The organism is Methylobacterium sp. M6A4_1b (genome assembly GCF_053345175.1).
In genome coordinates this window covers 200369-224106 of the sequence record NZ_JBKEZQ010000005.1, presented here as the reverse complement: position 1 = coordinate 224106, position 23738 = coordinate 200369, and the positions used below count along the sequence as shown (strand labels likewise).

General features: G+C 69.3%; 22 protein-coding genes and 1 tRNA gene. 14 read left to right on the top strand and 9 right to left on the bottom strand.

Translation table 11 applies throughout. The features are described from left to right. Nucleotides 1-179: 179 nt before the first annotated feature. The 7 genes from rpoD to ACLBWX_RS07850 all read left to right on the top strand — a co-directional run bounded on the left by rpoD (nucleotide 180) and on the right by ACLBWX_RS07850 (nucleotide 8026). Nucleotides 180-2174, top strand: coding sequence for an RNA polymerase sigma factor RpoD (gene rpoD, locus ACLBWX_RS07880; protein WP_447676514.1), 1995 nt, complete (start codon nucleotides 180-182; stop codon nucleotides 2172-2174). 311 nt (nucleotides 2175-2485) lie between these two features. Then, nucleotides 2486-3733, top strand: a complete 1248-nt coding sequence (locus ACLBWX_RS07875) for an adenylate/guanylate cyclase domain-containing protein (RefSeq protein WP_447676513.1) — start codon at nucleotides 2486-2488, stop codon at nucleotides 3731-3733. A 266-nt stretch (nucleotides 3734-3999) separates the two neighbouring features. Beyond that, complete coding sequence (gene thiO / locus ACLBWX_RS07870; protein WP_447676512.1) at nucleotides 4000-5205, top strand: glycine oxidase ThiO; 1206 nt, start codon at nucleotides 4000-4002, stop codon at nucleotides 5203-5205. Continuing rightward, nucleotides 5202-5414 (top strand): sulfur carrier protein ThiS, encoded by a 213-nt coding sequence (gene thiS / locus ACLBWX_RS07865; protein WP_447676511.1) that lies wholly within the window; start codon nucleotides 5202-5204, stop codon nucleotides 5412-5414. Before thiO ends, thiS begins: the two co-directional genes overlap by 4 nt. A gap of 52 nt (nucleotides 5415-5466) precedes the next feature. Then, the gene (gene thiG, locus ACLBWX_RS07860; protein WP_447676510.1) at nucleotides 5467-6252 is read left to right on the top strand and encodes a thiazole synthase; all 786 of its coding nucleotides are present in this window, start codon (nucleotides 5467-5469) and stop codon (nucleotides 6250-6252) included. Between the two features lie 25 nt (nucleotides 6253-6277). Next, nucleotides 6278-6934 carry a thiamine phosphate synthase gene (locus ACLBWX_RS07855; protein ID WP_447676509.1) on the top strand — a complete coding sequence of 219 codons (657 nt, stop codon included), beginning with the start codon at nucleotides 6278-6280 and terminating at the stop codon, nucleotides 6932-6934. A gap of 18 nt (nucleotides 6935-6952) precedes the next feature. Beyond that, nucleotides 6953-8026: an NAD(P)H-dependent flavin oxidoreductase gene (locus ACLBWX_RS07850; protein WP_447676508.1), complete on the top strand. Its 1074-nt coding sequence runs from the start codon at nucleotides 6953-6955 to the stop codon at nucleotides 8024-8026. On the opposite strand, the gene ACLBWX_RS07845 is transcribed toward ACLBWX_RS07850, so the two are convergent. The 6 genes from ACLBWX_RS07845 to map form a co-directional block, all read right to left on the bottom strand. After that, nucleotides 8027-8779: a peptidase gene (locus tag ACLBWX_RS07845; RefSeq protein WP_447676507.1), complete on the bottom strand. Its 753-nt coding sequence runs from the start codon at nucleotides 8777-8779 to the stop codon at nucleotides 8027-8029. It abuts the gene before it with no gap. Between the two features lie 31 nt (nucleotides 8780-8810). Further along, nucleotides 8811-9638 (bottom strand): transglutaminase family protein, encoded by an 828-nt coding sequence (locus ACLBWX_RS07840; RefSeq protein WP_447676506.1) that lies wholly within the window; start codon nucleotides 9636-9638, stop codon nucleotides 8811-8813. A gap of 37 nt (nucleotides 9639-9675) precedes the next feature. Next, the gene (locus ACLBWX_RS07835; RefSeq protein WP_056467374.1) at nucleotides 9676-10620 is read right to left on the bottom strand and encodes an alpha-E domain-containing protein; all 945 of its coding nucleotides are present in this window, start codon (nucleotides 10618-10620) and stop codon (nucleotides 9676-9678) included. 128 nt (nucleotides 10621-10748) lie between these two features. After that, nucleotides 10749-12188: a circularly permuted type 2 ATP-grasp protein gene (locus ACLBWX_RS07830; RefSeq protein WP_447676505.1), complete on the bottom strand. Its 1440-nt coding sequence runs from the start codon at nucleotides 12186-12188 to the stop codon at nucleotides 10749-10751. A gap of 102 nt (nucleotides 12189-12290) precedes the next feature. Further along, nucleotides 12291-13019, bottom strand: coding sequence for a RadC family protein (gene radC, locus ACLBWX_RS07825; protein WP_447676504.1), 729 nt, complete (start codon nucleotides 13017-13019; stop codon nucleotides 12291-12293). A 10-nt stretch (nucleotides 13020-13029) separates the two neighbouring features. Continuing rightward, complete coding sequence (gene map / locus ACLBWX_RS07820) at nucleotides 13030-13860, bottom strand: type I methionyl aminopeptidase (RefSeq protein ID WP_447676503.1); 831 nt, start codon at nucleotides 13858-13860, stop codon at nucleotides 13030-13032. Nucleotides 13861-14056: 196 nt separating this feature from the next. On the opposite strand from map, the gene ACLBWX_RS07815 reads away from it, so the two are divergent. The 3 genes from ACLBWX_RS07815 (at nucleotide 14057) to ACLBWX_RS07805 (ending at nucleotide 15637) form a co-directional block, all read left to right on the top strand. After that, on the top strand, nucleotides 14057-14311 hold the full coding sequence (locus tag ACLBWX_RS07815; RefSeq protein WP_447676502.1) for a zinc-finger domain-containing protein: 255 nt from the start codon (nucleotides 14057-14059) through the stop codon (nucleotides 14309-14311). Between the two features lie 17 nt (nucleotides 14312-14328). After that, on the top strand, nucleotides 14329-15513 hold the full coding sequence (locus ACLBWX_RS07810; RefSeq protein WP_447676501.1) for an FAD-dependent oxidoreductase: 1185 nt from the start codon (nucleotides 14329-14331) through the stop codon (nucleotides 15511-15513). Nucleotides 15514-15550: 37 nt separating this feature from the next. After that, a tRNA-Leu gene (locus ACLBWX_RS07805) sits at nucleotides 15551-15637 on the top strand. A gap of 32 nt (nucleotides 15638-15669) precedes the next feature. Here ACLBWX_RS07805 and ACLBWX_RS07800 read toward each other — a convergent pair. After that, the gene (locus tag ACLBWX_RS07800) at nucleotides 15670-16539 is read right to left on the bottom strand and encodes a DUF4336 domain-containing protein (RefSeq protein WP_447676500.1); all 870 of its coding nucleotides are present in this window, start codon (nucleotides 16537-16539) and stop codon (nucleotides 15670-15672) included. Nucleotides 16540-16727: 188 nt separating this feature from the next. Beyond that, a complete protein-coding gene (locus ACLBWX_RS07795; RefSeq protein WP_447676499.1) occupies nucleotides 16728-17138 on the bottom strand; it encodes a hypothetical protein in 411 nt (136 codons plus the stop codon). A gap of 291 nt (nucleotides 17139-17429) precedes the next feature. Here ACLBWX_RS07795 and ACLBWX_RS07790 point away from each other — a divergent pair, with 291 nt between their 5' ends. Next, nucleotides 17430-17867: a globin family protein gene (locus ACLBWX_RS07790; RefSeq protein WP_447676498.1), complete on the top strand. Its 438-nt coding sequence runs from the start codon at nucleotides 17430-17432 to the stop codon at nucleotides 17865-17867. A gap of 97 nt (nucleotides 17868-17964) precedes the next feature. Further along, nucleotides 17965-18597 carry a L,D-transpeptidase gene (locus ACLBWX_RS07785; RefSeq protein WP_447676497.1) on the top strand — a complete coding sequence of 211 codons (633 nt, stop codon included), beginning with the start codon at nucleotides 17965-17967 and terminating at the stop codon, nucleotides 18595-18597. A 45-nt stretch (nucleotides 18598-18642) separates the two neighbouring features. Here ACLBWX_RS07785 and ACLBWX_RS07780 read toward each other — a convergent pair whose 3' ends face one another. Then, nucleotides 18643-19893 carry a GGDEF domain-containing protein gene (locus ACLBWX_RS07780; RefSeq protein WP_447676496.1) on the bottom strand — a complete coding sequence of 417 codons (1251 nt, stop codon included), beginning with the start codon at nucleotides 19891-19893 and terminating at the stop codon, nucleotides 18643-18645. Nucleotides 19894-20225: 332 nt separating this feature from the next. Between ACLBWX_RS07780 and ACLBWX_RS07775 the strand changes: the two genes are divergently transcribed. After that, nucleotides 20226-21704: a SulP family inorganic anion transporter gene (locus ACLBWX_RS07775; protein WP_447676495.1), complete on the top strand. Its 1479-nt coding sequence runs from the start codon at nucleotides 20226-20228 to the stop codon at nucleotides 21702-21704. Nucleotides 21705-21905: 201 nt separating this feature from the next. Further along, nucleotides 21906-23729 carry a phosphogluconate dehydratase gene (gene edd / locus ACLBWX_RS07770; protein WP_447676494.1) on the top strand — a complete coding sequence of 608 codons (1824 nt, stop codon included), beginning with the start codon at nucleotides 21906-21908 and terminating at the stop codon, nucleotides 23727-23729. The last annotated feature ends 9 nt before the right edge of the window (nucleotides 23730-23738 follow it).

Sequence of the window (23738 nt, the reverse complement as noted above, 5' to 3'; positions counted from 1 at the left end):
CGGTCGCCTTTGGCGGCTCATGGTTAACAATCGGTCAAGCGTCTCGCTTGCATACCGGGATCTGACATCGACGCGGCTGTCACTTCGGCGGTCCGCACATCACATACATTTCAGCGTCGACGACGCGGAGTGAGCGACACGCTCCCGCGTGACACTGACACGACAACCATAGGCGGACCATGGCGACGAAGGCAACGGAACGGGACGAGACGGATGCTGCCCCCGAGGCACAGACCGACGGGCCGCTCCTCGATCTGACGGATGCCTCCGTCAAGCGGATGGTGAAGCTCGCCAAGAAGCGCGGCTACATCACCTACGAGGAGATCAACGAGGTTCTGCCCGACGGCCAGTCCGACCCCGACCAGATCGAGGACGTGCTGTCGCAGCTCTCGGAGATGGGCATCAACGTCGTCGAGGCCGAGGAGACCGAGGAGACGACCGAGGCCAAGACCAAGGGCGACGACGAGGACGAGGAAGGCGCGGAGGGGACCGAGGTCGCCGAGATCGCGCCCGCCAAACCCCTTGCCGTGCGCGAGACCACCGCCAAGGAGCCGACCGACCGCACGGATGATCCCGTGCGGATGTACCTGCGCGAGATGGGCTCGGTGGAGCTCCTGTCCCGCGAGGGCGAGATCGCCATCGCCAAGCGCATCGAGGCCGGTCGCGAAGCGATGATCGCGGGGCTCTGCGAGAGCCCGCTGACCTTCCAGGCCATCATCATCTGGCGCGACGAGCTCGTCGACGGCCGGGTGCTCCTGCGCGAGATCATCGACCTCGAAGCGACCTATGCAGGCCCCGACGCCAAGAACGCGATGCAGATCGCCGACGGCGCCGAGGAGAGCGAGGAGTCCGAGGGGGATACGCCGGCGCCGCCCGAGGGCGACGACGAGGACGACATGGAGAACAACGTCTCCCTGGCGGCCATGGAGACGGAGATCAAGCCGCGCGTCCTCGAGACGTTCGACAACATCGCCAACAATTACCGCAAGCTGCGCAAGCTGCAGATCGAGCATGCCGAGCTCAAGGCCTCGGGCGGCACCCGCACAGATGCGCAGGAGCGCAAGCAGGACGAGTTGAAGGACGCCGTCGTCACCGACGTGAAGTCGCTCTCGCTGAACGCCAACCGCATCGAGGCCCTGGTCGAGCAGCTCTACGACATCAACAAGCGCCTCATCTCCCACGAGGGCCGCCTGATGCGCTACGCCGAGAGCCACGGCGTCGCCCGCGACGAGTTCCTGCGCCACTACCAGGGCTGGGAACTCGATCCGAACTGGATGGAGCGCGTCGGCAGCCTCGGCGGCCGCGGCTGGAAGAACCTCGTCGAGAAGGGCTCGAACGAGGTCGCCCGCCTGCGCGAGCAGATCCTGACCCTCGCTTCCGAGACGGGCCTGGAGATCGGCGAGTACCGCAAGATCGTCAACATGGTCCAGAAGGGCGAGCGCGAAGCCCGCCAGGCCAAGAAGGAGATGATCGAGGCCAACCTCCGCCTCGTGATCTCGATCGCCAAGAAGTACACCAATCGCGGCCTGCAGTTCCTGGACCTGATCCAGGAGGGCAATATCGGCCTGATGAAGGCGGTCGATAAGTTCGAGTATCGTCGCGGCTACAAGTTCTCGACCTACGCCACTTGGTGGATCCGTCAGGCGATCACCCGCTCGATCGCCGATCAGGCCCGCACCATCCGCATTCCGGTGCACATGATCGAGACGATCAACAAGATCGTCCGGACTTCGCGCCAGATGCTTCACGAGATCGGCCGCGAGCCGACCCCGGAGGAACTGGCCGAGAAGCTGGCGATGCCGCTGGAGAAGGTGCGCAAGGTCCTCAAGATCGCCAAGGAGCCGATCTCCCTCGAGACGCCCATCGGCGACGAGGAGGACAGCCACCTCGGCGACTTCATCGAGGACAAGAACGTCGTCCTGCCCATCGACGCGGCGATCCAGTCCAACCTGCGTGAGACGACCACGCGCGTGCTCGCCTCGCTCACACCCCGCGAGGAGCGGGTGCTGCGCATGCGCTTCGGCATCGGCATGAACACCGACCACACCCTCGAGGAGGTCGGCCAGCAGTTCTCGGTGACCCGCGAGCGCATCCGTCAGATCGAGGCGAAGGCGCTGCGCAAGCTCAAGCACCCGAGCCGGTCGCGCAAGCTCCGGAGCTTCCTCGACAATTGAGGTATTCGATCGCGCCGGTTCAGCCCGGTGCGCCGATCTTCCGAAAGAGCCGGCTCCTCTCGGGGCCGGCTCTTTCGTTTCGACGATGTTCCACGCCTCCGACGCAGGAACGAGACAGCATCCGGTGCTGCGTCGGGGCGGGTATCTCACCGAAGACTAGTCGTCGACGCGACAGGCAAAATGCCGGTCGCCCGATGGCGTCGGCGTTCGACTTCTGGTCTGCGCGGTTGAAGGGGTCACGCCCGCACGATACTCACAAAACCCGAACGGTCGCCGTTGCCGGACGCCGCTTCCCAACCCACCTTGGCCATATGCTCGATCGAGGCCCGCCCCAGCCGTCTCCCACCGCCGAAGCCGATGGCTCCGAGGCGGCCGATGTCCCGTTCGGCGCGCTTCAGGCGTGCGTGGCCCTGCGCGACTGGTTGCTGAGCGAGGGCGCCCGGATGCCGAAGGCCGAGGAACTGCTCTCCGGCCTCGCCGAGCGTCTGATCCGGCTCGATGTGCCGGTCGATCGCGCCACCACCGCCATCGATGCCCTGCACTCCGAGTATTCCGGCGTCGGCCGGTTCTGGACCCGTGAGGCGGGCTCCTCCGTCCGCCTGTTCCCGCACGGGGAAGCCTCCGACAAGGCCTACCGCGAAAGCCCGTTCTTCCGCGTCCACGAGACCGGCGCCTGGCTGATCCTCGACCTCGCCGAAACGCCCGACGATGCCTTCGCGGTGATCCCCGACCTGAAGGCGGAGGGCTACCGGTACTACATCGTCGCGCCGCTATTCTTCACCAACGGGACCCGCAACGGCATCTCGTTCGCCACCCGGTCCGAGCTCGGTTTTCGCGACGAGGACGTGGCGATCCTGCGCTTCATCATGCCGACGCTGGCCGCCGTGATGGAGATGCGCAGCGTCAATAAGCAACTGGATCACGTCCTGCGGATCTATGTCGGGGACGAGCCGCACAAGGCGATCCTCGGCGGGTCGATCCGGCGCGGCCACGTCCAGCGCATCCGCTCGGCGATCCTGTTCGCGGACATGCGCGACTACACCCGCATCTCCGCCGACATGACACCGGAGGAGGCGGTCGATCTCCTGAACATCTTCTTCGACTGTCTGGTGCCCGCCATCGAGCGCGAGGGCGGCGAGGTTCTGAAATATCTCGGCGACGGCTTGCTGGCGATCTTTCGCGAGTCTGGGGACGACCTCGGCGGCGCTGCGAAAGGGGCGCTCACGGCCTCCCAGAGTGCCATGACGGCTTTGGCCGAGGCCAATTCGCTCGGCCGGTTCGCCAATCCGGTCGCGGCCGGCATCGCCCTGCACCACGGCGAGGCCGCCTACGGCAATGTGGGCTCGGGCGCGCGCCTCGACTTCACCGTGATCGGGCGCGACGTGAACCTCGCCAGCCGCGTCGCCCGCCTGAACCGGACGCTCGGCGAGCCGATCCTGATGACGAAGCCCTTCGTCGACTTCCTCTGGGACATGCCGGACCCTCTCGGCGAACACGCCCTCGACGGCTTCGCCGAACCGATGGGCGTCTATCGTCCCGTGCGTCCACCGGCCTCGTGAATCGCATGCGGGCGCAAGCGCCTGTGGGGATTGACCCCGGCCCGCGGACGGCCCACATCAAGGGCGTTCCAGGGAGATCCCCGGCAAGGGGCTGAGAAACCGATGGTCGTCCGTTCGCGGATGGCGGCGCGGAAATCCTTCGAACCTGACCCGGTTCATACCGGCGTAGGGATTGGACCGCGGGTTTCGCCACGAGCCCGGCACGCTTCACCGCTCGAAGCTGCAGCCCCACCAATCTCGACGCTGTTGCGGAGATTGCGTTGGACGTGACCCCGAATTCCTTCCTCAACCTGCGACGGACGCATGGAGCCGCGCCGCCGGCGGCCGCCGTCCCGGTGCGCAGCGACGTGGTCGTGGTCGGCGCCGGCCTGATTGGCCTGTCGGCCGCTTGGCGCCTGGCGCAGGGCAGGCGCTCCGTGACCGTCCTGGAGCGCGACACCGTCGGCGCCGGGGCGAGCCTCGCCGCCACCGGCATGCTGGCTCCCGCCGCCGAGCACGAACCCGGCTCGGACCCGCTGCTGCCCCTGGCGCTGGAGAGCCTGTCGCGCTGGCCGGGTTTTCGCGATGCGCTCGAGCAGGCGGCCGGCCTCGACATCGACTACCGGGAGGAGGGCACCCTGGTGCTCGCCATCGGCCGCGACGAGGTCGATCGCCTGCGCTTCCGCCACGATCTCCAGAAGCGCTCCGGCCTCGACGCGCGCTGGCTGAGCGGACCCGAAGTCCGGGCCCGCGAGCCGCGCCTTCGTCCGGCGGTCACCGCCGGCCTGTTCTGCCCGCACGACCATCAGGTCGATCCGAGCCGGGTGATGGCCGCCCTCGTGCGCGCCTGCCTCGCCGCCGGCGTCGCCATCGTCGAGGGCTGCGCGGTGGAGGCCCTCGACTGGACCGCCGGCCGGGTCACCGGCGTGCGCACGGGCCAGGGGCCGACCCGGGCCGACACCGTCGTACTGGCCTCCGGCGCCTGGAGCGGGGAGGCGGGCCTCCTGCCAGACCATCTCGCCCTGCCGGTCCGCCCCTTGCGCGGACAGTCCCTCGCCCTTCGGACCACCGCCCGCACCGGCACCCTGGCCCATATGGTGTGGACCGAGCAGGTGCACATGGCGCCGAAGTCCGACGGGCATCTCGTCGTCGGTGCGACCGTGGAGGATTGCGGCTTTGTGCCCGGTGTCACGGCCGGCGGACTCTACGCCTTGCTGGAGGGCGCCCGCCGCGTCCTGCCCGGCATCGAGGAGATGGCGGTGGAGGCGGTCTGGAGTGGCTTCCGGCCGACGTCGGACGACGATGCGCCGATCATCGACGCCCTGGCGCCGGGCCTCGTCGTGGCCACGGGGCATCATCGCAACGGCTACCTGCTGGCCCCGGCCACCGCCGACGCCGTGGCCGCGCTGGTCGCCGAAGGGGCGCTGCCGGATTACGCGCGTCGTTTCGGCCGCGCCCGCTTCGCGTCGGCACCGCAGAGGGCCTTCGCATGAAGTTCACCGTCAACGGCGAGGCCCGCGAAAGCGCCGCAGCCGACCTCGATGCGCTGTTCCGGGAAGAGGCCGAGGAGACCGGCATCGACAGCCCGCAGGGCATCGCCATCGCGCTCAACGGCGCCGTGGTCCGCCGCCGCGACTGGGCCGCCACCGCCCTCGGCGACGGCGACCGTGTCGAGATCGTCCGCGCCATGCAGGGCGGATAGATGATTGGATGAGACATTTGGCCAGGTGGATGGGATGGCTGGGAGGCCAGGGATGACCGAGATCGCGAACGACACCGATGCGCTGGTGATCGGAGGCGTGAGCCTGGGCTCGCGCCTGTTCATCGGCACCGCCGGCTACCCGACACAGAGCATCCTCTTCGATGCGGTGGCGGCCTCCGGGGCCGAGGTCGTCACGGCCTCGATCCGCCGCGTCTCGCTCCAGGGGCACGGGTCGGACACCCTGCGCCGGCTGAAGGAGCACCGGTTCCTGCCCAACACCGCCGGCTGCGAGACCGCCCGCGACGCGATCATGACGGCCGAACTCGCCCGCGAGGCCCTCGACACGAACTGGATCAAGGTCGAGGTCATCGGCGACCGCGAGACGCTCTATCCCGACGTGGCCGAACTGCTGGAGGCCTGCCGCCACCTCGTCGACGACGGCTTCACCGTGCTGCCCTATTGCAACGACGATCCCGTGGTCTGCCAGCGCCTCGCCGATCTCGGTTGCGCCGCCGTGATGCCCATGGGCTCGCTGATCGGCTCCGGCATGGGCGTGGCCAACCCAGCCAATCTCGAGCTGATCTGCCGGCGCTCGCCCGTGCCGGTGATCGTCGATGCCGGCATCGGCACCGCCTCCGACGCGGTGATCGCCATGGAGCTCGGCGCCGCCGGCTGCCTCCTCAACACCGCGGTCGCCAAGGCCGACGATCCCGTGCGGATGGCCCGCGCCATGCGCGCCGCCGTCCAGGCCGGCCGTGATGCCTACCTCGCCGGCCGCATCCCGAAGCGGGGCCGGGCCGAGCCGTCGAGCCCGCAACTCGGGCTCGTGGGCTCGTGACCCCGGACAAGGCCGGTACGCTGGGATGAGGGGATTGCCGTCGCGGCTGCTGGTGGTGACGGACAGGTCCGTGACCGAGGTGCCGGACGTCGCCGCCCGCCACCTCCGCGTCACCCTCGAACGCCTCCTCCGGGCGGGCGCCCGCTGGATCTGGTTTCGGGAGCGCGACCTCACGTCGGAAGCGCGGCGCGCGCTGGCCCGCGACGTCGTTCGCCTGGTGAAGGCCGAGGGCGGCGCGCTGACGATCGGCGCCGATGCGGCGCTCGCCGCAGAACTCGGGGCCGACGGCGTCCATCTGCCCGGCGGGACGAGCGCGGCCGACCTCGCCGAGGCCCGTCGGCGCCTGCCGGACGGTTGGATCGGAATCTCGGCGCATGCGCCGGACGAGGTGGCGATGGCGGCCCGTGCGGGTGCCGACTACGCCACCCTCAGTCCCATCTTTCCGACCCCGAGCAAGCCGGGCTACGGTCCGGCCCTCGGGACGGACGCGATCCGGATCGCGTCCGGGTTCGGCATGCCGGTGATCGCCCTCGGGGGCATCACCGTCGATCGCGTGGAGGCCTGCCGTTCCGCCGGTGCCGCCGGCGTCGCGGTGATGGGCGCGTTGATGCGCCCCCCGGATCCGACGGCCGGGGCGCGCGCCTATCTCGCCCGCCTCGCTGCGGGATCCGACGTGCGGTGATGGACAGGGAGCCGGCACATGTGGGGCCAGAACCGTTTCCTCGAACGCGTGCCGGTGCGGCACCCGATCATCCAGGCACCGATGATCGGACCCAAGCCGGCGCTCGCCGCCAGCGTGAGCGCGGCGGGCGGCCTCGGCTCCCTGGCCTGCGCGGCGATGAATCCGGATGCCGTGCGCCGCGAGGCCGCCGCGATCCGTGCCCGGACCGACGCGCCCTTCAACCTCAACTTCTTCTGCCACGTTCCGGAGACGCCGGATGCGGCGCGCGATGCCGCCTGGCGCAGCAGACTCGCGCCTTACTACGCGGAGCTTGGCCTCGACCCGGCGGCCCCGATCGCCATGGCACAGCGGACGCCCTTCGACGCGGCGATGCTCGCGGCGGTCGCAGAGGTCCGGCCGGCGGTGGTGAGCTTTCATTTTGGACTGCCGGAGGCGGCGCTGCTCGACTCCGTGCGAGCCCTCGGCTGCATCATTCTGTCCTCCGCCACCACCGTGCGGGAGGCGCGCTGGCTTGCCGAGCGCGGGGTCGACGCCATCATCGCGCAAGGGGCCGAGGCCGGCGGGCATCGCGGCCTGTTCCTCGGCGACGATCCCGCGACGCAGGTCGGCACGATGGCGCTGGTGCCCCAGGTGGTCGACGCGGTGGACGTGCCCGTGATCGCGGCCGGGGGCATCGCCGATGCGCGCGGAATCGCCGCCGCCTTCATGCTCGGCGCTTCGGCCGTCCAGCTGGGGACCGCCTACCTCCGCTGCACGGAAGCCGGCCTCTCGCCGCCTCACCGAGAGGCCCTGCGCCGGGCGCGAGACGAGGACACGACCATCACCAACGTGCTGACCGGTAAGCCGGCGCGGGGCCTCGTGAATCGCGTCATCCGCGAACTCGGGCCGTTGCGGGCCGATACACCGGTCTTCCCCACCGCTGCCATCGGCCTCCATCCCCTTCGGATCGAAGCCGAGCGGCGCGGTTCGGGCGACTTCTCGCCCCTCTGGGCCGGGCAGGGAGCGCCGCTCGCGCGTGAGACGGATGCGGATCGCCTGACCATCGAACTCGCGGACGGCGCGCTCAGGCTCCTGGGTGGCCCGAGGAGCTGATCACTTCGCCGTCGCCGGCCCATAGGGCGGCCGGGGGATCGCCCGGTGGGCGGCGCGCAGGGCCGCCGACCAGCGCTCGCGCAGGTCGTGGAAGTAGTTCTCGCCGGCCTCGATCCGGTGGTTCACTTCGAGGTCGAGGGCGTTGCGGCGGGCGACCGCGATGTCGATGGGCAGGCCGACGCCGAGGTTCGAGCGCATGGTCGAATCCATCGAGACGAGGCCGACCTTCAGAGCGTCGTACAGGTCGGTCTCGTACTTCACCGCCCGGTCGAGGATCGGCTTGCCGTACTTGTGCTCGCCGATCTGAAGGAAGGGCGCGTCGCCGCTGCACTCGATGAAGTTGCCTGCCGAGTAGATCAGGTAGAGCTTCATCGGATCGGCGCCGATCTGGCCGCCGAACAGCAGCGAGACCGAGAAGCGCAGATTGGCCGCCTCGAAACCGGCTTTCTCGATCTCACGGACGCGGCGGATGGCGCGGCCGACGAGCTGGGCCGCCTGGAACATCGTCGGCGCCTCGACGAGCTTCATCTTCGGCTCGCCGGCATCGCCCTCGACGCCCTCGGCCAGCAGGCTGAGCACCGACTGGGTGATCGACAGGTTGCCGGCGGAGGCCAGCATCATCACGCGCTCGCCCGGGACGTTGAAGTGGTGGAGCTTGCGATAGGTCGAGATGTCGTCCAGCCCGGCATTGGTCCGGGTGTCGGCGATCATCACCAACCCCTCCTCGACGAGGACACCGACGCAGTAGGTCATGGTGTGGTCTTTCTCGCACGTCCGTCCGCGATCAGGACTGGACGGAAGCCTGTGCCTGCTCGACGCGGAGCGTCACGTCGAGTGTTTCTGTCCCGCCGCCCATGCGGCTGCCGCGGATCGGTGCCGCCCCGAGATAGTCGAGGGCGGCGGCCACGCGGATATGCGCTTCCGTGGTGGCGATGCCGTGGGCAGCGTCGAAGCCGATCCAGCCGAGCCCCGGTACCAGGGCTTCCGCCCAGGCATGGCCCGAGCCCTGGTCCGCGTCGCGGTCGGTGTGGTGGTAGTAGCCGGACACGTAGCGCGTGGGAATCTCGAGATGGCGCGCTGCCGCGATGAAGAGATGGGTGACGTCCTGGCAGACGCCCTTCTCCTGAGCGAACGCCTGGGCCGCGTTGGTGCTCGCGCTGGCCGGACCGGGGACGAAGGCGACCCGCTCGTGCACGGCGGCCAGGAGCCGGTGCAGGCAGGGCAGGGGAGCGGGGTCGCCGGCCGCGGCGACCTCCTGCGCGAAGGCCTGGATGGCGTCGTTGGCCAGGGCGAGGTCCGAGTCCCGCAGGTAGAACACGTCGGGCAGGCGCTCGATGGTGCCGCGCACGATGCCGTGCATCTCCAGGGTGTCGACCTCGCCGGTGACGCGGATCGACAGTGCCTCGGCCGGCTCGTCGGCCGTGAACCAGTGCACCACGTTGCCGAAGCCGTCCTCGCGCTCGCTCACGCGGCCGTCGACCGAGGGCTCGATGCGCCAGCGCCGGACATACTGCCCGTCATGGTCGCGCGGACGCAGACGTAGGACCTGGATCAGCCCGCGCGCGGGATGCTCGTAGGTGTAGTTGGTCTCGTGGAAGACGCGGATTCGCATGCGGCGACCTTTGCGCGGCGTCGGGCCGGGGCCGGCCCTATACCAGATATTGCTCGATGACCGCTGCGCCGAGACGATTGTTCTCGACGATGAACTCCGTCACGAACTCGTGCAGGCCGGAGGAGAAGATGCGGTTGATGTTCTCGCCTTCCAGGCGCGCCAGGGTGTTGCTCGCCAGGCGCTGGCTCGCGCCGCGCCGCCCATAGGCGTCGGCGATGAGGTCGAGGTGCTCCACCAGCATCCCGTAGCAGTTGGTGAAGGAACGCGGCATCTGCCGGTTCAGGATGAGCAGGTCGGCCACGAGCAGGGGCTTCACGCTCTCGCGGTAGACCCAGTGATAGGCGTTGAAGGCCGACACCTCGCGCAGGATTGTGGTCCACTGGAAGTAGTCGAGGCTGCCGCCGATCTTCTCCGAGGCCGGCAACAGGATGCGGTACTTCACGTCGAGGATGCGCGCGGTGTTGTCCGCCCGCTCGATGGCGGTGCCCAGGCGGGTGAACCAGTAGGCGTCGTTGCGGAGCATCGTCCGGTAGGCCGAGCCGTCGAAGGCGAGGGAGACCCCCTTCACCCAGTCGAGGAAGCGGGTGAACTCGTCGCGGTTGAGGTCGCGTCCCTCGTAGTTGCGCAGCTCGAGCCACGCGCCGTTGATGGCGTCCCACATCTCGGTGGTGAGTGCCGTGCGCACGCTACGGGCGTTCTCGCGGGCGGTCTCGATGCAGGAGCGAATCGAGGATGGATTGTGGGGGCTGAAGGCGAGGAAGTCGCAGACGGTGGCTTCCGTGACGCTGTCGTAGAGGGGCTTGAACACCTCCGGATCGCCCGCCGAGGCCAGGGCGGAGGCCCACTCGTTGGTCTCGCCACCGCCGTAGCTCGACGGCAGGGCGGCGAGCCGCAGGGCGGCATCGAGGATGCGGGCGACGAACTCCGCCCGCTCGGCGTAGCGCGAGAGCCAGTACAGGTTGTCGGCGGTCCGGGACAGCATGGGGTTCCATCGGGACGTCGACCAGCGTCGGAAACGCAGGCCGCAGGGCTGAAAGGACTATGCCGGAGGCGGCACGGGCTTGGAAAGGCATCCGGTGCGAAAGGCCGGGCCGGATGCCCGGCGCGATCTCAGGCGTCGAGGACCCAGGTGTCCTTGGTCCCGCCGCCCTGGCTCGAATTGACGACCAGGGACCCTTCCTTCAAGGCGACCCGGGTGAGGCCGCCGGGAACGATCCGAATCTCGTCGGACCCGCACAGAACGAAGGGTCGCAGGTCGACGTGCCGGGGTGCGACGCCGGAGGCGACGAAGGTCGGGCAGGTGGAGAGCGCCAGGGTGGGCTGGGCGATGAAGCCGTCCGGGGCGTGCTTGAGCTTGCGCCCGAACTCCTCGATCTCCCGCTTGGTCGCATGCGGACCCACCAGCATGCCGTAGCCGCCCGAGCCGTTGACCTCCTTCACGACGAGGTCGCCGAGATTGTCCATCACGTAGGCGAAGGCTTCCTTTTCGCGGCAGCGATAGGTCGGCACGTTGTGCAGGATCGGCTCCTCGCCGGTGAAGAACTTCACGATCTCCGGCATGTAGCTGTAGACCGCCTTGTCGTCGGCGATGCCGGTGCCGACCGCGTTGGCCAAGGTCACGGTCCCGCGCTCGTAGGCGTTCATGATGCCGGGAACGCCGAGCACCGAATCGGGGCGGAAGACCAGCGGATCGAGGAAGTCGTCGTCGAGGCGGCGGTACAGCACGTCGACCCGGCGCGGGCCCTCGGTCGTGCGCATGTAGACGACGTCGTCCTTGGTGAAGAGGTCGGACGCCTCGACGAGGTCGACGCCGAGCTTGTCGGCCAGGAACGAGTGCTCATAGAAGGCCGAGTTGTAGCGGCCGGGCGTGAGCAGGGCGACGGTGGGGTCTCTGGTGGCGGTGGAGGGTGCGAGGCTGCGCAGGGTCGCCAGCAGGGCGTCCGGATAGTTCTCGACGGGAGCCACGCGGTGACGGGAGAACAGCTCGGGGAAGAGCCGCAGCATGACTTCGCGGTTCTCCAGCATGTAGGAGACGCCGGACGGGGTGCGGGCATTGTCCTCCAGCACGAAGAAGTCGTTCTCGCCCGTGCGCACGATGTCGATGCCGGCGATGTGGACGTAGAGGTCGTGCGGCACCCGGAAGGCGCGCATCTCCATCCGGTAATGCGGGTTGCGATAGACCAGGTCGGCCGGGATGATGCCCGCCTTGATGCATTCCTGGGCGCCGTAGATGTCCTTCAGGAAGGCGTTGATGGCTGTGACGCGCTGCTTCAGGCCGCGCTCGAGAAAGCCCCATTCCGGCTTGGTGATGACGCGGGGGATGATGTCGAACGGGATCAGCCGCTCGGTGGCTTCGTTCGCCCCGTACACCGCGAAGGTGATGCCGATGCGCCGGAACAGCATCTCGGCCTGGCTGCGGCGGGTGTTGAAATGCTCGGGCGGCGTGGTGTCGAGCCAGTGCTTGAGGCTGTCGTAGGCTTCGCGCACGGCGGGGTTGCTCAGCGCCCCGTCGGGCAGCCCGGTCATCTCGTCGAATGCAGCGAGCGCCATTCGCGTCTCCCCCTTGAACACCGTTCTTGTCTAGGCAAGAGGCGCGCCAGCGACCGGAGATCGACGCCTGCGCGCACCGCCCTTGCGTGTACGGTAGCACGTTCAGATCAACTTCAAGCCCTTGAAGCTCGCATGTCCCTCGCGACCCAGGATGATGTGATCGTGGATGACGATGCCGAGGGGGTCCAGCACGCCCACGATCTCGCGCGTCATCCGGATGTCCGCCGCCGAGGGCGTCGGATCGCCGGAGGGATGGTTGTGGGCGAGGATGATGGCGGTGGCCGAGAGCTCGAGTGCCCGGCGCGCCACCTCGCGGGGATAGACCGGCGTGTGATCGACGGTGCCGCGTCCCTGGACCTCGTCGGCGATGAGGTGGTTGCGGCGATCGAGGAACAGCACGCGGAACTGTTCGCGCGCGGCGAAGGCCATGGTGGCGCGGCAATATTCGAGGACGGCGCTCCACGAGGAGAGAAGGGGCCGCGCGGCTATGGCGCCGCGCGCCAGCCGGTGCCCTGCCGCTTCGATGAGCTTCAAGTCGGCGATGACCCCGGGACCGATGCCTTCGATTTCAGCAAGTCGCGCGGGTTCGGCGCTCACCACCTCGGCAAAGCTGCCGAAGCGCCGGATCAGCGCCTTGGCGAGGGGCTTGACGTCGCGGCGCGGGATCGCTCGGAACAGGGCGAGTTCGAGCAGCTCGTAATCCGGCAGGGCGTCGGCTCCGCCCTGGGCGAAGCGGGCGCGCAGGCGGTCGCGGTGGCCGAGATAGTGCGGTTCCGCCTCCTTCGGCGCCTCATCCGGATGGTCGGGAGCGGATGGCGGCCGGGCGGTCACGGGAGCCGGATCAGCCGGCGGTGGGCGCAGGCTGGTGCAGGCCCTTCGGCGACAGGGTGAAGATCTCCGCCCCCGTCTCCGTCACCGCGACGGTGTGCTCGAACTGCGCCGAGAGCGAGCGGTCGCGGGTCACCGCGGTCCAGCCGTCGGACAGGACCTTCACGGCGGGACGGCCGAGATTGATCATCGGCTCCACGGTGAAGAACTGCCCGGGCTGGAACTTCACGTCGTAGCTCGGCTCGACGTAGTGCAGGATGGTGGGCGCATCGTGGTAGGTGCGCCCGAGGCCGTGCCCGCAGAAGTCGCGGACCACCGAGCAGCGCTCCGCCTCGGCGTATGCCTGGATCGCCCGCCCGATATCCGTGGTCGAGCCCCCCGGCCTGATCGCGGCGATGCCGCGCATCAGGCACTCGTGGGTGATCTCGCACAGGCGCTGCGCCTTGCGCGGAACGTCGCCGACATAGGCCATCCGACTCGAGTCGCCATGCCAGCCGTCCACGATCAGACAGATGTCGAGGTTGACGATGTCGCCCTCGCGCAGGGGCTTGTCGTTCGGGATGCCGTGGCAGACCACGTGGTTGATCGAGGTGCAGATCGACTTGGGATAGCCGCGGTAGAGCAGCGAGGCCGGGTAGGCGCCGTGATCCATCGCGAAGGTGTAGGCGAGCTTGTCGAGATGTTCGGTGGTGACGCCCGGGGCGGTCGCCTCCATCAGGACGTCGAGGGCTTCCGCCGTCAGTCGGCCGGCCCTGCGCATGCCCTCGAACCCGTCCGGTCCGTGAATCGGCGGCTGGGGCGCGCGGCGTCCGCTCTCGGACACGGCCTGTTCGTTCTGGGTCATGGGGGCGTTTCGCGAAGGGCACCGGAGCGGGCTCCCACCTTATGTACGGTGACGCGCGCGTGAGGCCAACCCTCGGGCACGCACCGCACTAGGCTTGCGCCGGGGGAGCGGCTAGAGACGGTTCCCGGCAGACCCCGACAACACGGATGCCCGCACGACGACGAGTCTTCGGCGGGCCGGCAGGCAGGACGAGGCGATGGCTGACAAAGCGGTCCCGCATTTCCACAACGAGCCCGGCGTGGCGGTGATCCACGTCGGTTCGAAGGAGTTCATGTGCATCGGGGCCAAGCCCCCGTTCGATCATCCGCACATCTTCCTCGACATGGGGGCGGACGACGAGACCATCTGTCAGTACTGCTCGACGCTGTTCCGCTACCGGCCGACCCTGGCCGCCGGCAACGCCGACCCGGCGATCTGCGTCTGGGACGACCGGACCTCGGCCGCCGCCTGACCCGGCGCGGCGGCTCCGTGCCGGCCCTGAACATCGCCGTCGTCGGCGCGGGCATCGGCGGCCTGACGGCGGCGCTCGCCCTCGACGCCGCCGGCCATTCCGTCACGCTGATCGAGCGCCGCACCGGATTCAGCGAGGTCGGGGCCGGGATCCAGCTCTCGCCCAATGCCAGCCGGGTGCTGATCGGTCTCGGGCTCGGCGCGGCGCTGCGGCGCGCGGCCAGCGAGCCGTCGGCCGTGGTGGTGCGCGCCCTGAGGAGCGGCGCGGTCATCGGCGGCGTCGCCCTCGGCGCCGGCCTGCGTGAGCGTTTCGGTGCGCCCTACTACGTCATCCACCGCGCCGACCTGCAGACCCTGCTCCTCGACGCGGTGCGCGGGCGGCCCGGCATCAGGCTGCTCGTCGGGCGCGACGTCACCGCCCTGGCCGAGCGGCCGGACGGCATCGACCTGACCCTGGAGAGCGGGGCCGGGACGCGGACCGAACTCTTCTCAGCCGATCTCGTCGTCGGGGCCGACGGCGTCCGCTCGCGCCTGCGGGGCCACCTCGACGGGCAGGACCTGCGCTCCGGCCGCGCTGCCGCGTGGCGGGCCATCGTGCCGCGCGAGGCGCTGCCGCCGGAGCTCGACGGGGAGGCCACCGGCCTCTGGCTCGGACCGGCACGGCACGTGGTGCATTACCCGATCCGGGGCGGTCGGCACGTCAACGTGGTGGCGGTGATCCCGGAGCGCACGGGCAGCCAGGGCTGGGGCCAACTCGGCGAGCCGGCCGTGCTGCGCGCCCGCTTCCGCGATGCCGCCGCGCCCCTCGCCGCACTCCTGGCAGTGCCGGATTCCTGGCTGGTCTGGTCACTGGAGGACCGCGGCGCGGCCCGTCCCATGGCCCGCGGCCGGCTCGCGCTGATCGGCGACGCCGCCCATCCCATCCTTCCGTTCCTCGCCCAGGGCGCCGCCCTGGCGATCGAGGACGCGGCGATTCTCGCCCAGGTCCTGACCGACGCGGGCGCGGAGCCCGGCGTGGCGTTGGCCCGCTACGCCGCCCTTCGGACGAAGCGGGTCCGCCAAGTCCGCCGGGCCGCTCGCGCCAACGGCCGGACCTATCACGCCGGTCCGTTCGTCGGCGCGATCCGCAACGCGGTGATGCGCCGGCTCGGCCCCGACGGCATGAACCGCCGCTACGCATGGCTCTACGGCTGGACGCCTTGATCTGCGACGGCCGCCCCGCTACCGCTGGTCCCGGCATGCGGACGTGGCGAAACCGGTAGACGCACGAGACTTAAAATCTTGCGGCTGAAAGGCTGTGCGGGTTCGAGTCCCGCCGTCCGCACCATTCCCGCGACGGTCGCGTCCGGGTGGCGATCCTCAGCGCCGTGGCCGGGTGATGTAGGCCAGAAGCCCGAGCACGCCGACGAGGGCCAGCCCAGCGAGCGTCGTCGAGTTCGGGCGCTGCAGACCGACCGCTCCGTCCGACCGTCCGCGCCGACCCTCCACGGAGTGTCCTGCGAGGATCCAGGCGAGCGCGCGTCGCAGCTCGCTCGTGGCGTCGCGATCGAACCATTGACCATGGGCGAAGATGACCCGGTCCGGTTCGAAGGCCACAAGGCGCCGGGCCGCCTCGAGCGTGTCCCGATGGTTCATGCGCAGGAGGAGCCGGAGGTAGAGCGGCGCCTTCCCGTCCGGGGCGACGATCCCGAGCAGGCGCGCGAGGGGCCGCGCGAAGACCGGCAGGAGGTCGCCTTCCAGATTGATGACGAGGTCCGTCAGCAGGAGTGTCCGGCTCGGCCGGTGATAGAAGCAGACCTCCTTGAAGACCGGGCCGGCGATCAGAACTTGGTCGATCTCGTTCGCCCAGGCGCGGGGTGGCGTATCGGTCAGTTCGGCATCGATCTCCACGCCCGAGCGACGGACCTGTCCGCGGTCCTCGAGTCCCGGTACCGCCCAGGTGATCGCGTTCGGGCAGGCCGCCTGCCAGTCCTTCAGGAACATCCAGTGGCCCATGCTCGGGGCCACGAGGTGGCCGATGCGGCCCAGCCGTTCGAGGCTGCGCTGCAGTTCGGGGCGGTAGGCCACCGGCGAATGCAGGAGCAACTCGCCGCCGGCGAGTCGGAGAACCGTCATCCGGAGGGGCAGCGGGATGCCACCCGCGTGGATGGGGGCGGCGTCGACGATCCAGACACCGTCGGCAACCGGCTTGGGGATATTCAGGGGCGGATAGCTGAGGTCATGCGCCAAGGGTCCGGACTCCGGATCTGCCACCATCTGACCGGAGAACGCCGTCGCGAAACCGAGGGGTCCCAAGTTTGGCGTCGACATTCGCGAACCGAGGCGCCGCGGCCCGGTCATGACGGTCGCGACGGCCCGCTCTACCGACATGCGGCGAGGCCGTCGGGTGTCCCGTGCGGCCTCGCGCAGCGGGCCCGTTACCAGCCGGCGCGCCAATGCGGCCGGTCGCAATCCCTCCGGTAGCCGTACCCGGCCCGACGATAGCCGTCGTGGCCGAAATCGTCCTCGTAGGCCCGGACGACGCGTGGGCTGCGGTAGGAGGGAGCCTCGTCGTAGGCGTAGCCGCGCATGACGGGCGCGGGCCGATAGCGTACCACCGGTGCGTCGTCCTCGTATTCATAGGCCGGTGCGGGCCGACCGTAGCCGTATTCGTAGCCAGGGGCGGCGTGCGCCTCGGAGACGGCGGCGCCCAGGAGGGCTCCCGCCGCCAGGCCGCCGATGACGCCGGCCGCGATCGCGCCGCCATTGCCGCGGGCCTGCGCCTCGGGCGCTCCGAACGTGCCCAGAGCCACCAGCGCAGCGGCCGTCAGAGCTGCCAATCTCGTCATCGCCCATCCCCTGTTTCGTCGAGAAGGCCGGCATCGTGCCCGGTCTCGGTGGCCCAGTCGGTGGTGTTCCGGCTGTCGAGGACCAGATTGGCAGGGCGTCGCTGCACCCATGCTGAAGCTTGCTGGCAGCATCCGTTCAGCTTCGCGACGTCGGTACAGCTTCGGACGCAAGCACCTGCGGTCGCGGCTTCCGACTGGACGCGGCCGTTTTTGCTTGAGAGATGCATCGGCCGGCGCAACAACGGCGGAGTGCTTCGGCGCGCCCGCTCCTCCCACACGGAGTTCCGCATCATGACCCCGGATCAAGTCACCCTCGTCCAGGACAGCTTCGCCAAGGTGCGGCCGATCGCCGATACGGCCGCCGACCTGTTCTACGGCCGCTTGTTCGAGATCGCCCCCGAGGTCCGGTCGATGTTTCCCGAGGATATGCGCGAGCAGAAGAAGAAGCTGATGGCGATGCTCGGGCTCGCGGTGACCAACCTTCACAAACCCGACATGGTGGTTCCGGCCCTGCAGACCCTGGGCCGCCAGCACGTCTCCTTCGGCACCCAGGCCGCCCATTACGAGCCGGTGGGCGCCGCCCTGCTCTGGACCCTGGAGCAGGGGCTCGGCCCGGACTTCACGCCCGAGGTCCGCGAAGCCTGGGTGGAAACGTACGGCCTGGTCGCGAGCGTGATGAAGGCGGCTGCCGCGGAGGTCCGGCGCCCCGACGCCGCTCCGGGGGCCTGACGCAGGCTCTGCGCAGTCCAGCCATCCGCTCGGTTGGAACCAATGCGCGCGGCAAGCGTAGGCGTTCGAATTTCGTCTGTCCTACCAAAGGTCTACGATGCGCTTCCGTCTGACGTTCGTCCTCTCCGGAGTTGCCCTGGCGACGATCCTCGCCGGCCCCGCTTGGGCGGAGATCGTGATCGCCGTCGACAAGGACGCACAGCGCATGACCGTCGCGGTCGACGGACGGACGCGCTACGACTGGCCGGTCTCGACGGGCGTCGATGGCTATGACACGCCGAGCGGGAGCCACCGCCCGTTCCGGATGGAGCGGACGCATTTCTCGCGCGAATTCGACGATGCGCCGATGCCGAATGCGATCTTCTTCACGGGGCAGGGCCACGCCATCCACGGCACGAACCACACCCGGCGTCTCGGCAGCGCGGCCTCGCATGGCTGCGTTCGTCTCGCACCCAAGAATGCCGCGACGCTGTTCGGTCTGGTCAAGGCGCAGGGTATGGGCAAGACGCGCGTCGTCATCGACGGCAGCACGGTCATGGCGTCCCCACGTCGCCGTCGCGAGGACGAAGGCGTGATGTCGGCCGGGATGCAGATGGGGCGCGAGCCCTACGGTCGCGCCTACCGGCCGGTCGCCGTCACGCGGCCGGTTCAGCCTCGGGCCCCTCTCTACGATGTGCGCGACCCGGCCGGCTACGGCGCCGCCGAGTTCGTCGGCGACGGTCTCGACTGACCCGATCCGCAGCTGCGGCGCGCACCGCCCGCGGCGACGCTTTCGTCAGCCGAGGGCACTGGCCCGACCCGCATCGGAATTGGCCGATGCCGGCGAGAGGCGTACGGACTCGACACGATTTCGGCCGCCGCGCTTGGCGCCGTACAGGGCGTCGTCGGCCGCCTTCAAAAGGTCGGCGGCGCCGACGCCGAGGGCGCCGAGGCTGCCATGCGCCGCCGCGACGCCGATGCTCACCGTGATGCAGGCGCCATCCGGCAATCCTGGATGCGGATGGGCAAGGCGCTCGATGGCCCGCCGCAGGCTCTCCCCGATCGCGGTCGCCCGCACCGGATCCACTCCGGACAGGAAGAGAATGAACTCTTCCCCGCCGTAACGCGCCAGCTGAGCGCCGTGGAGGGCCGCTTCCGCCTCGAGGGCCTGTGCGACTTGCCTCAGGCAGCGGTCGCCCGCCGGATGGCCGGCCGTATCGTTCAGGCGCTTGAAGGCGTCGATGTCGACGAGGGCGAGCATGACCCATCCGCCCTCGTGGCAGGCCTCGGCCCATCCGGTCAGCAGCCGCGCGTTGGCGCTGCGTCTGTTGCGCAGTCCGGTGAGACTGTCGGTCTCGGACAGGATCGTCAGGCGCGCGTTGGCGTCGGCGAGATCCACGTCGCGGGCCGACTTCTCGAGAGTGAGCAGGAAGGCCTCCTTGCAGGTCCATTCGCGCGAATAGGCGAGCTTGATCGGCACGAGGGTGAGGCCGGCGATCAGCAGTGGGAGGCCGGTCGCTTCGCTGCGCGGCAGAACGAAGCCGACGACATAGGTCGCATAGAGGGCGAAGGCACTGCCGCAGAGGACGAGGCTATGCCGGAACGAGAGGGGCGCGATCATGCCGACCACCAGCGGTACGATCACCGCGAGAATGAGATAGGTATCCGCGTGAGCGGCGGGTGCGATCCGGGCGCTGTTCAGGACGATGGCCATGTCGAGCAGCGCGACGCCCGCCACGATCCCGGCCTGCCGCCGGGCGCTGGTGACGCCGTGCAGCGCCAGGATCGCCAGCAGGCCGGCCGGCAGGAACACGCCCAGGGTGAGGAAGGCCGGAACCGCGAAATGATCGGGGCCGAACAGATCGAAGTCCATCTTCAAGGAGATGACGTTGAAAATGATGAAGACCAGGAGCCACGACTGGAGGTAGGTGGCCCGGGACCGGCGGGTCGTCGCCGCGAACTGGGATTCGAGGTCAGCCGGCAGCCGCAGGCGATACCAGGGCCTCTGGCGGGCCGCCTCGATCAGGCTGGGACAGGATTCTGGCATGGGCTCGGTTCACCGACGACCCTGGGACTTTATGCCAGTCCTGCTTGCAGGCGCGTAAACGATTGCCGTGTCTCTCGGGGCGGCGAGGCCGATCTTGCCGGTGCCGGTGCCGGTGCCTCGCATTGCATCGTCGCGCAATCCTGCTAAGACCCGATCCATGTTGAAGGATCGAGCCAGATTGTACGCCCGGCCCACGCCGCCGTAGCCGCCGCTCTCCCCGACGCCTGTCTTTTCCTCGAGAATCCGTCATGTCCGGCCCGCACAGGTGCCGGGATCCCCGCTCGATTCCCCGCTGCCGGAGCCGCGCGGGGACGATTGGATGTCTGTGACCCATGTCCCTGACGAACCTGCGGAGCCAGTGGGCTCCCGATATCACGCGCGAGATCCTGGCCGGCACCGTGGTCGCCCTGGCCCTGATTCCGGAGGCCATCGCCTTCTCGCTCATCGCAGGCGTCGATCCGAAGGTCGGCCTCTACGCCTCGTTCTGCATCGCGGTGATCACCGCCTTCGCGGGTGGTCGGCCGGCGATGATCTCCGCCGCCACGGGGGCGATGGCCCTGGTGATGGTGAGCCTCGTGAAGGAACATGGCCTCGGCCATCTCTTCGCCGCGACGATCCTGACCGGGCTCCTGCAGATCGCGGCCGGCGCCCTGCGGCTCGGCAACCTGATGCGCTTCGTCTCACGCTCCGTGGTCACCGGCTTCGTCAACGCGCTGGCGATCCTGATCTTCCTGGCGCAGATGCCCGAACTGATCGGGCAGGGGAGTACCGTCTACCTCATGACGGCCGTCGGCCTCGGGCTGATCTACGGGCTTCCCTATCTCACCAAGGCGGTGCCTTCGCCGCTCGTCACCATCCTGCTCCTGACCGGCGTCTCGATGGTCATGGGGCTGCCGATCCACAAGGTCGGCGACATGGGAGCTCTTCCCACCGAACTCCCGGTCTTCGCCCTGCCGCAGGTGCCGCTCACCTGGGAGACCCTCCGGATCATCCTGCCCTACGCGCTGACGCTGACCATGGTCGGCCTGCTTGAGAGCCTGATGACCGCGGCGATCCTCGACGAGATGACCGATACCGGCTCGGACAAGAACCGGGAATGCGCCGGTCAAGGCCTCGCCAATATCGGCGCCGGCCTGTTCGGCGGGATGGCGGGCTGCGCCATGATCGGCCAGTCGGTGATCAATGTCTCCTCCGGTGGTCGCGGCCGGCTCTCGACGCTCTGGGCCGGAGGATTCCTGCTCTTCCTGATCGTGGTTCTCGGACCATACGTGGCGCAGATCCCCATGGCGGCGCTGGTGGCGGTGATGATCATGGTCTCGATCAACACCTTCCAATGGGGATCGCTCAAGACCCTCGTGACGCATCCGAAGAGCTCGAGCCTCGTCATGGTCGGGACCGTCGCCGTGGTGGTGGCGACCCACGATCTCGCCAAGGGCGTGCTGTTCGGCGTGGTGCTCAGCGGCCTGTTCTTTGCCCACAAGGTCACGCGCTACGTCTCGGTGGCCTCGGAGCGGAGCGGCACGGTGCGGACCTACCGCATCACCGGGCAGATCTTCTTCGCCACGGCGGAGGCCTTTCACGGCGCTTTCGACTTTCGCGAGGCCGGCCTGACGGGGATCGTCGTCGACCTCACGGCGGCGCATTTCTGGGACGTCACCGCCGTCAACGCCCTGGACCGGGTGGTCCTGAAGTTTCGCCGCCACGGCATCGAAGTAGAGATCGTCGGCATGAACGATGCCACCGCCACGATGGTGGAACGCCTCGGTACCCATCACAAGCCCGGTGCGGCCCTGGCGGCCGGCGGTCACTGAGGCGTAGGCTGGCCCGCGATCTGCAGCGGAGGTGGGCCAGCACGGCGCCCGGACGCCATTGACGGCGCGGGGCCGGGATCGAGATCAGTCCACGCCATCGCGTCGCTGTCGCGCTGGCGCGGTAGGTTGATGCTGGCAGGATCCGCCGCACCCGGCGCAGGCTGGGGGCGGGTTTCGCCCGGATGCGAGGAGAGACTGGCCATGAGCGCGCTTCACCCGGAAATCGCCGCCGTCACGGCGCGCGTGATCGAACGCTCCGGACCGACCCGGAAGGCCTATCTCGACCTGATCGCGCGGGAACGGGACTCGGGCGTCCACCGCCCGATGCTCAATTGCGGCAACCTCGCCCACGGCTTCGCGGCCTCGGGCGAGGACAAGGCCGTCATCAGGTCCGGCCGGGCGATGAACCTGGCCATCGTCACCGCCTACAACGACATGCTCTCGGCGCATCAGCCCTATGGCCGCTACCCCGAGCAGATGAAGCTGTTCGCGCGGGAAGTCGGCGCCACCGCGCAGGTGGCCGGAGGCGTGCCGGCCATGTGCGATGGCGTCACCCAGGGCCAGCGCGGCATGGAGCTGTCGCTGTTCTCACGCGACACCATCGCGCTCTCCACCGCGGTGGCGCTCAGCCACGGCATGTTCGACGGCGCGGCTTTGCTCGGCATCTGCGACAAGATCGTGCCGGGCCTGCTCATCGGCGCGCTGCGCTTCGGCCACCTGCCGATGATCCTGATCCCGGCGGGGCCGATGCCCTCGGGGCTCGCCAACAAGGAGAAGCAGCGCATCCGCCAGCTCTATGCCGAGGGCAAGGTCGGCCGCGACGAGCTGCTGGAGAGCGAATCGGCCTCGTATCACGGGGCCGGCACCTGCACGTTCTACGGCACCGCCAACTCGAACCAGATGATGATGGATGTGATGGGCGTGCACATGCCCGGCGCCTCCTTCATCAATCCGGGCACCAAGTTGCGCCAGGCCGTCACGCGCGCGGCGGTCCACCGCCTCTCCGAGATCGGCGCCAGCGGCAACGATTACCGGCCCCTCGGCCGCTGCATCGACGAGAAGGCGATCGTGAACGCGGTGGTCGGCCTGCTGGCGACGGGTGGCTCGACCAACCACGCCATCCACCTGCCCGCCATCGCGCGGGCCGCCGGCATCGTCCTGGACTGGGCGGATTTCGACCGGCTCTCGGCGGTGGTGCCGCAGGTCGCCAAGGTCTACCCGAACGGCTCGGGCGACGTGAACCACTTCCATGCGGCCGGCGGGATGTCCTACGTCATCGCCAGCCTGATCGATGCCGGTCTGCTGCACGACGACATCCTCACGGTGGCCGGCACGCGCCTGCGCGACCATGCCCGCGACCCGAAGCTCATCGACGACGAACTCGTCTTCGAGGATGCGCCCGAGCGCTCGCACGACGAGACCATCCTGCGCAGCCCCGCCAACGCCTTCCAACCCGATGGCGGCATGCGGTTGGTGAAGGGCAATCTCGGCCGGGCCACCTTCAAGACCAGCGCCGTCGATCCGGGACGCTGGACGATCCAGGCGCCGGCCCGCGTCTTCGACGACCAGGACGACGTCATGGCGGCCTTCAAGGCCGGCGAACTGGAACGCGACGTCGTAGTCGTGGTGCGCTTCCAGGGGCCGCGGGCCAACGGCATGCCCGAATTGCACAAGCTCACCCCGCAGCTCGGCGTGCTGCAGGACCGCGGCTTCCGCGTCGCCCTGGTCACCGACGGGCGGATGTCGGGCGCTTCCGGCAAGGTGCCGGCGGCGATCCACCTCAGCCCCGAAGCCCTCGGCGGTGGTCCCCTGGCCAGGATCCGCGACGGCGACGTGGTGCGCCTCAGCGCGGAGGACGGTTCCCTGGAAGCCCTGGTCGATGCGGCCGAGTGGGAAGCCAGGGAGCAGGCCATCGCGCCACCGCCGGCCTTCGGCACGGGACGCGAGCTCTTCGCCTTCATGCGCCACGGCGCCGACGGGGCCGAGCAGGGCGCCTCCGCCATGCTCGCCGCCGCCGGCCTCTGATCCTACCGC

Excerpts from the sequence above, each read along its gene's own strand:
- rpoD (WP_447676514.1), top strand. The coding sequence starts at position 180 with ATGGCGACGAAGGCAACGGAACGGGACGAGACGGATGCTGCCCCCGAG.
- ACLBWX_RS07875 (WP_447676513.1), top strand. The coding sequence starts at position 2,486 with ATGCTCGATCGAGGCCCGCCCCAGCCGTCTCCCACCGCCGAAGCCGAT.
- thiS (WP_447676511.1), top strand. The coding sequence starts at position 5,202 with ATGAAGTTCACCGTCAACGGCGAGGCCCGCGAAAGCGCCGCAGCCGAC.
- thiG (WP_447676510.1), top strand. The coding sequence starts at position 5,467 with ATGACCGAGATCGCGAACGACACCGATGCGCTGGTGATCGGAGGCGTG.
- ACLBWX_RS07855 (WP_447676509.1), top strand. The coding sequence starts at position 6,278 with ATGAGGGGATTGCCGTCGCGGCTGCTGGTGGTGACGGACAGGTCCGTG.
- ACLBWX_RS07850 (WP_447676508.1), top strand. The coding sequence starts at position 6,953 with ATGTGGGGCCAGAACCGTTTCCTCGAACGCGTGCCGGTGCGGCACCCG.
- ACLBWX_RS07845 (WP_447676507.1), bottom strand. The coding sequence starts at position 8,779 with ATGACCTACTGCGTCGGTGTCCTCGTCGAGGAGGGGTTGGTGATGATC.
- ACLBWX_RS07840 (WP_447676506.1), bottom strand. The coding sequence starts at position 9,638 with ATGCGAATCCGCGTCTTCCACGAGACCAACTACACCTACGAGCATCCC.
- ACLBWX_RS07835 (WP_056467374.1), bottom strand. The coding sequence starts at position 10,620 with ATGCTGTCCCGGACCGCCGACAACCTGTACTGGCTCTCGCGCTACGCC.
- ACLBWX_RS07830 (WP_447676505.1), bottom strand. The coding sequence starts at position 12,188 with ATGGCGCTCGCTGCATTCGACGAGATGACCGGGCTGCCCGACGGGGCG.
- map (WP_447676503.1), bottom strand. The coding sequence starts at position 13,860 with ATGACCCAGAACGAACAGGCCGTGTCCGAGAGCGGACGCCGCGCGCCC.
- ACLBWX_RS07815 (WP_447676502.1), top strand. The coding sequence starts at position 14,057 with ATGGCTGACAAAGCGGTCCCGCATTTCCACAACGAGCCCGGCGTGGCG.
- ACLBWX_RS07795 (WP_447676499.1), bottom strand. The coding sequence starts at position 17,138 with ATGACGAGATTGGCAGCTCTGACGGCCGCTGCGCTGGTGGCTCTGGGC.
- ACLBWX_RS07790 (WP_447676498.1), top strand. The coding sequence starts at position 17,430 with ATGACCCCGGATCAAGTCACCCTCGTCCAGGACAGCTTCGCCAAGGTG.
- ACLBWX_RS07785 (WP_447676497.1), top strand. The coding sequence starts at position 17,965 with ATGCGCTTCCGTCTGACGTTCGTCCTCTCCGGAGTTGCCCTGGCGACG.
- ACLBWX_RS07780 (WP_447676496.1), bottom strand. The coding sequence starts at position 19,893 with ATGCCAGAATCCTGTCCCAGCCTGATCGAGGCGGCCCGCCAGAGGCCC.
- ACLBWX_RS07775 (WP_447676495.1), top strand. The coding sequence starts at position 20,226 with ATGTCCCTGACGAACCTGCGGAGCCAGTGGGCTCCCGATATCACGCGC.
- edd (WP_447676494.1), top strand. The coding sequence starts at position 21,906 with ATGAGCGCGCTTCACCCGGAAATCGCCGCCGTCACGGCGCGCGTGATC.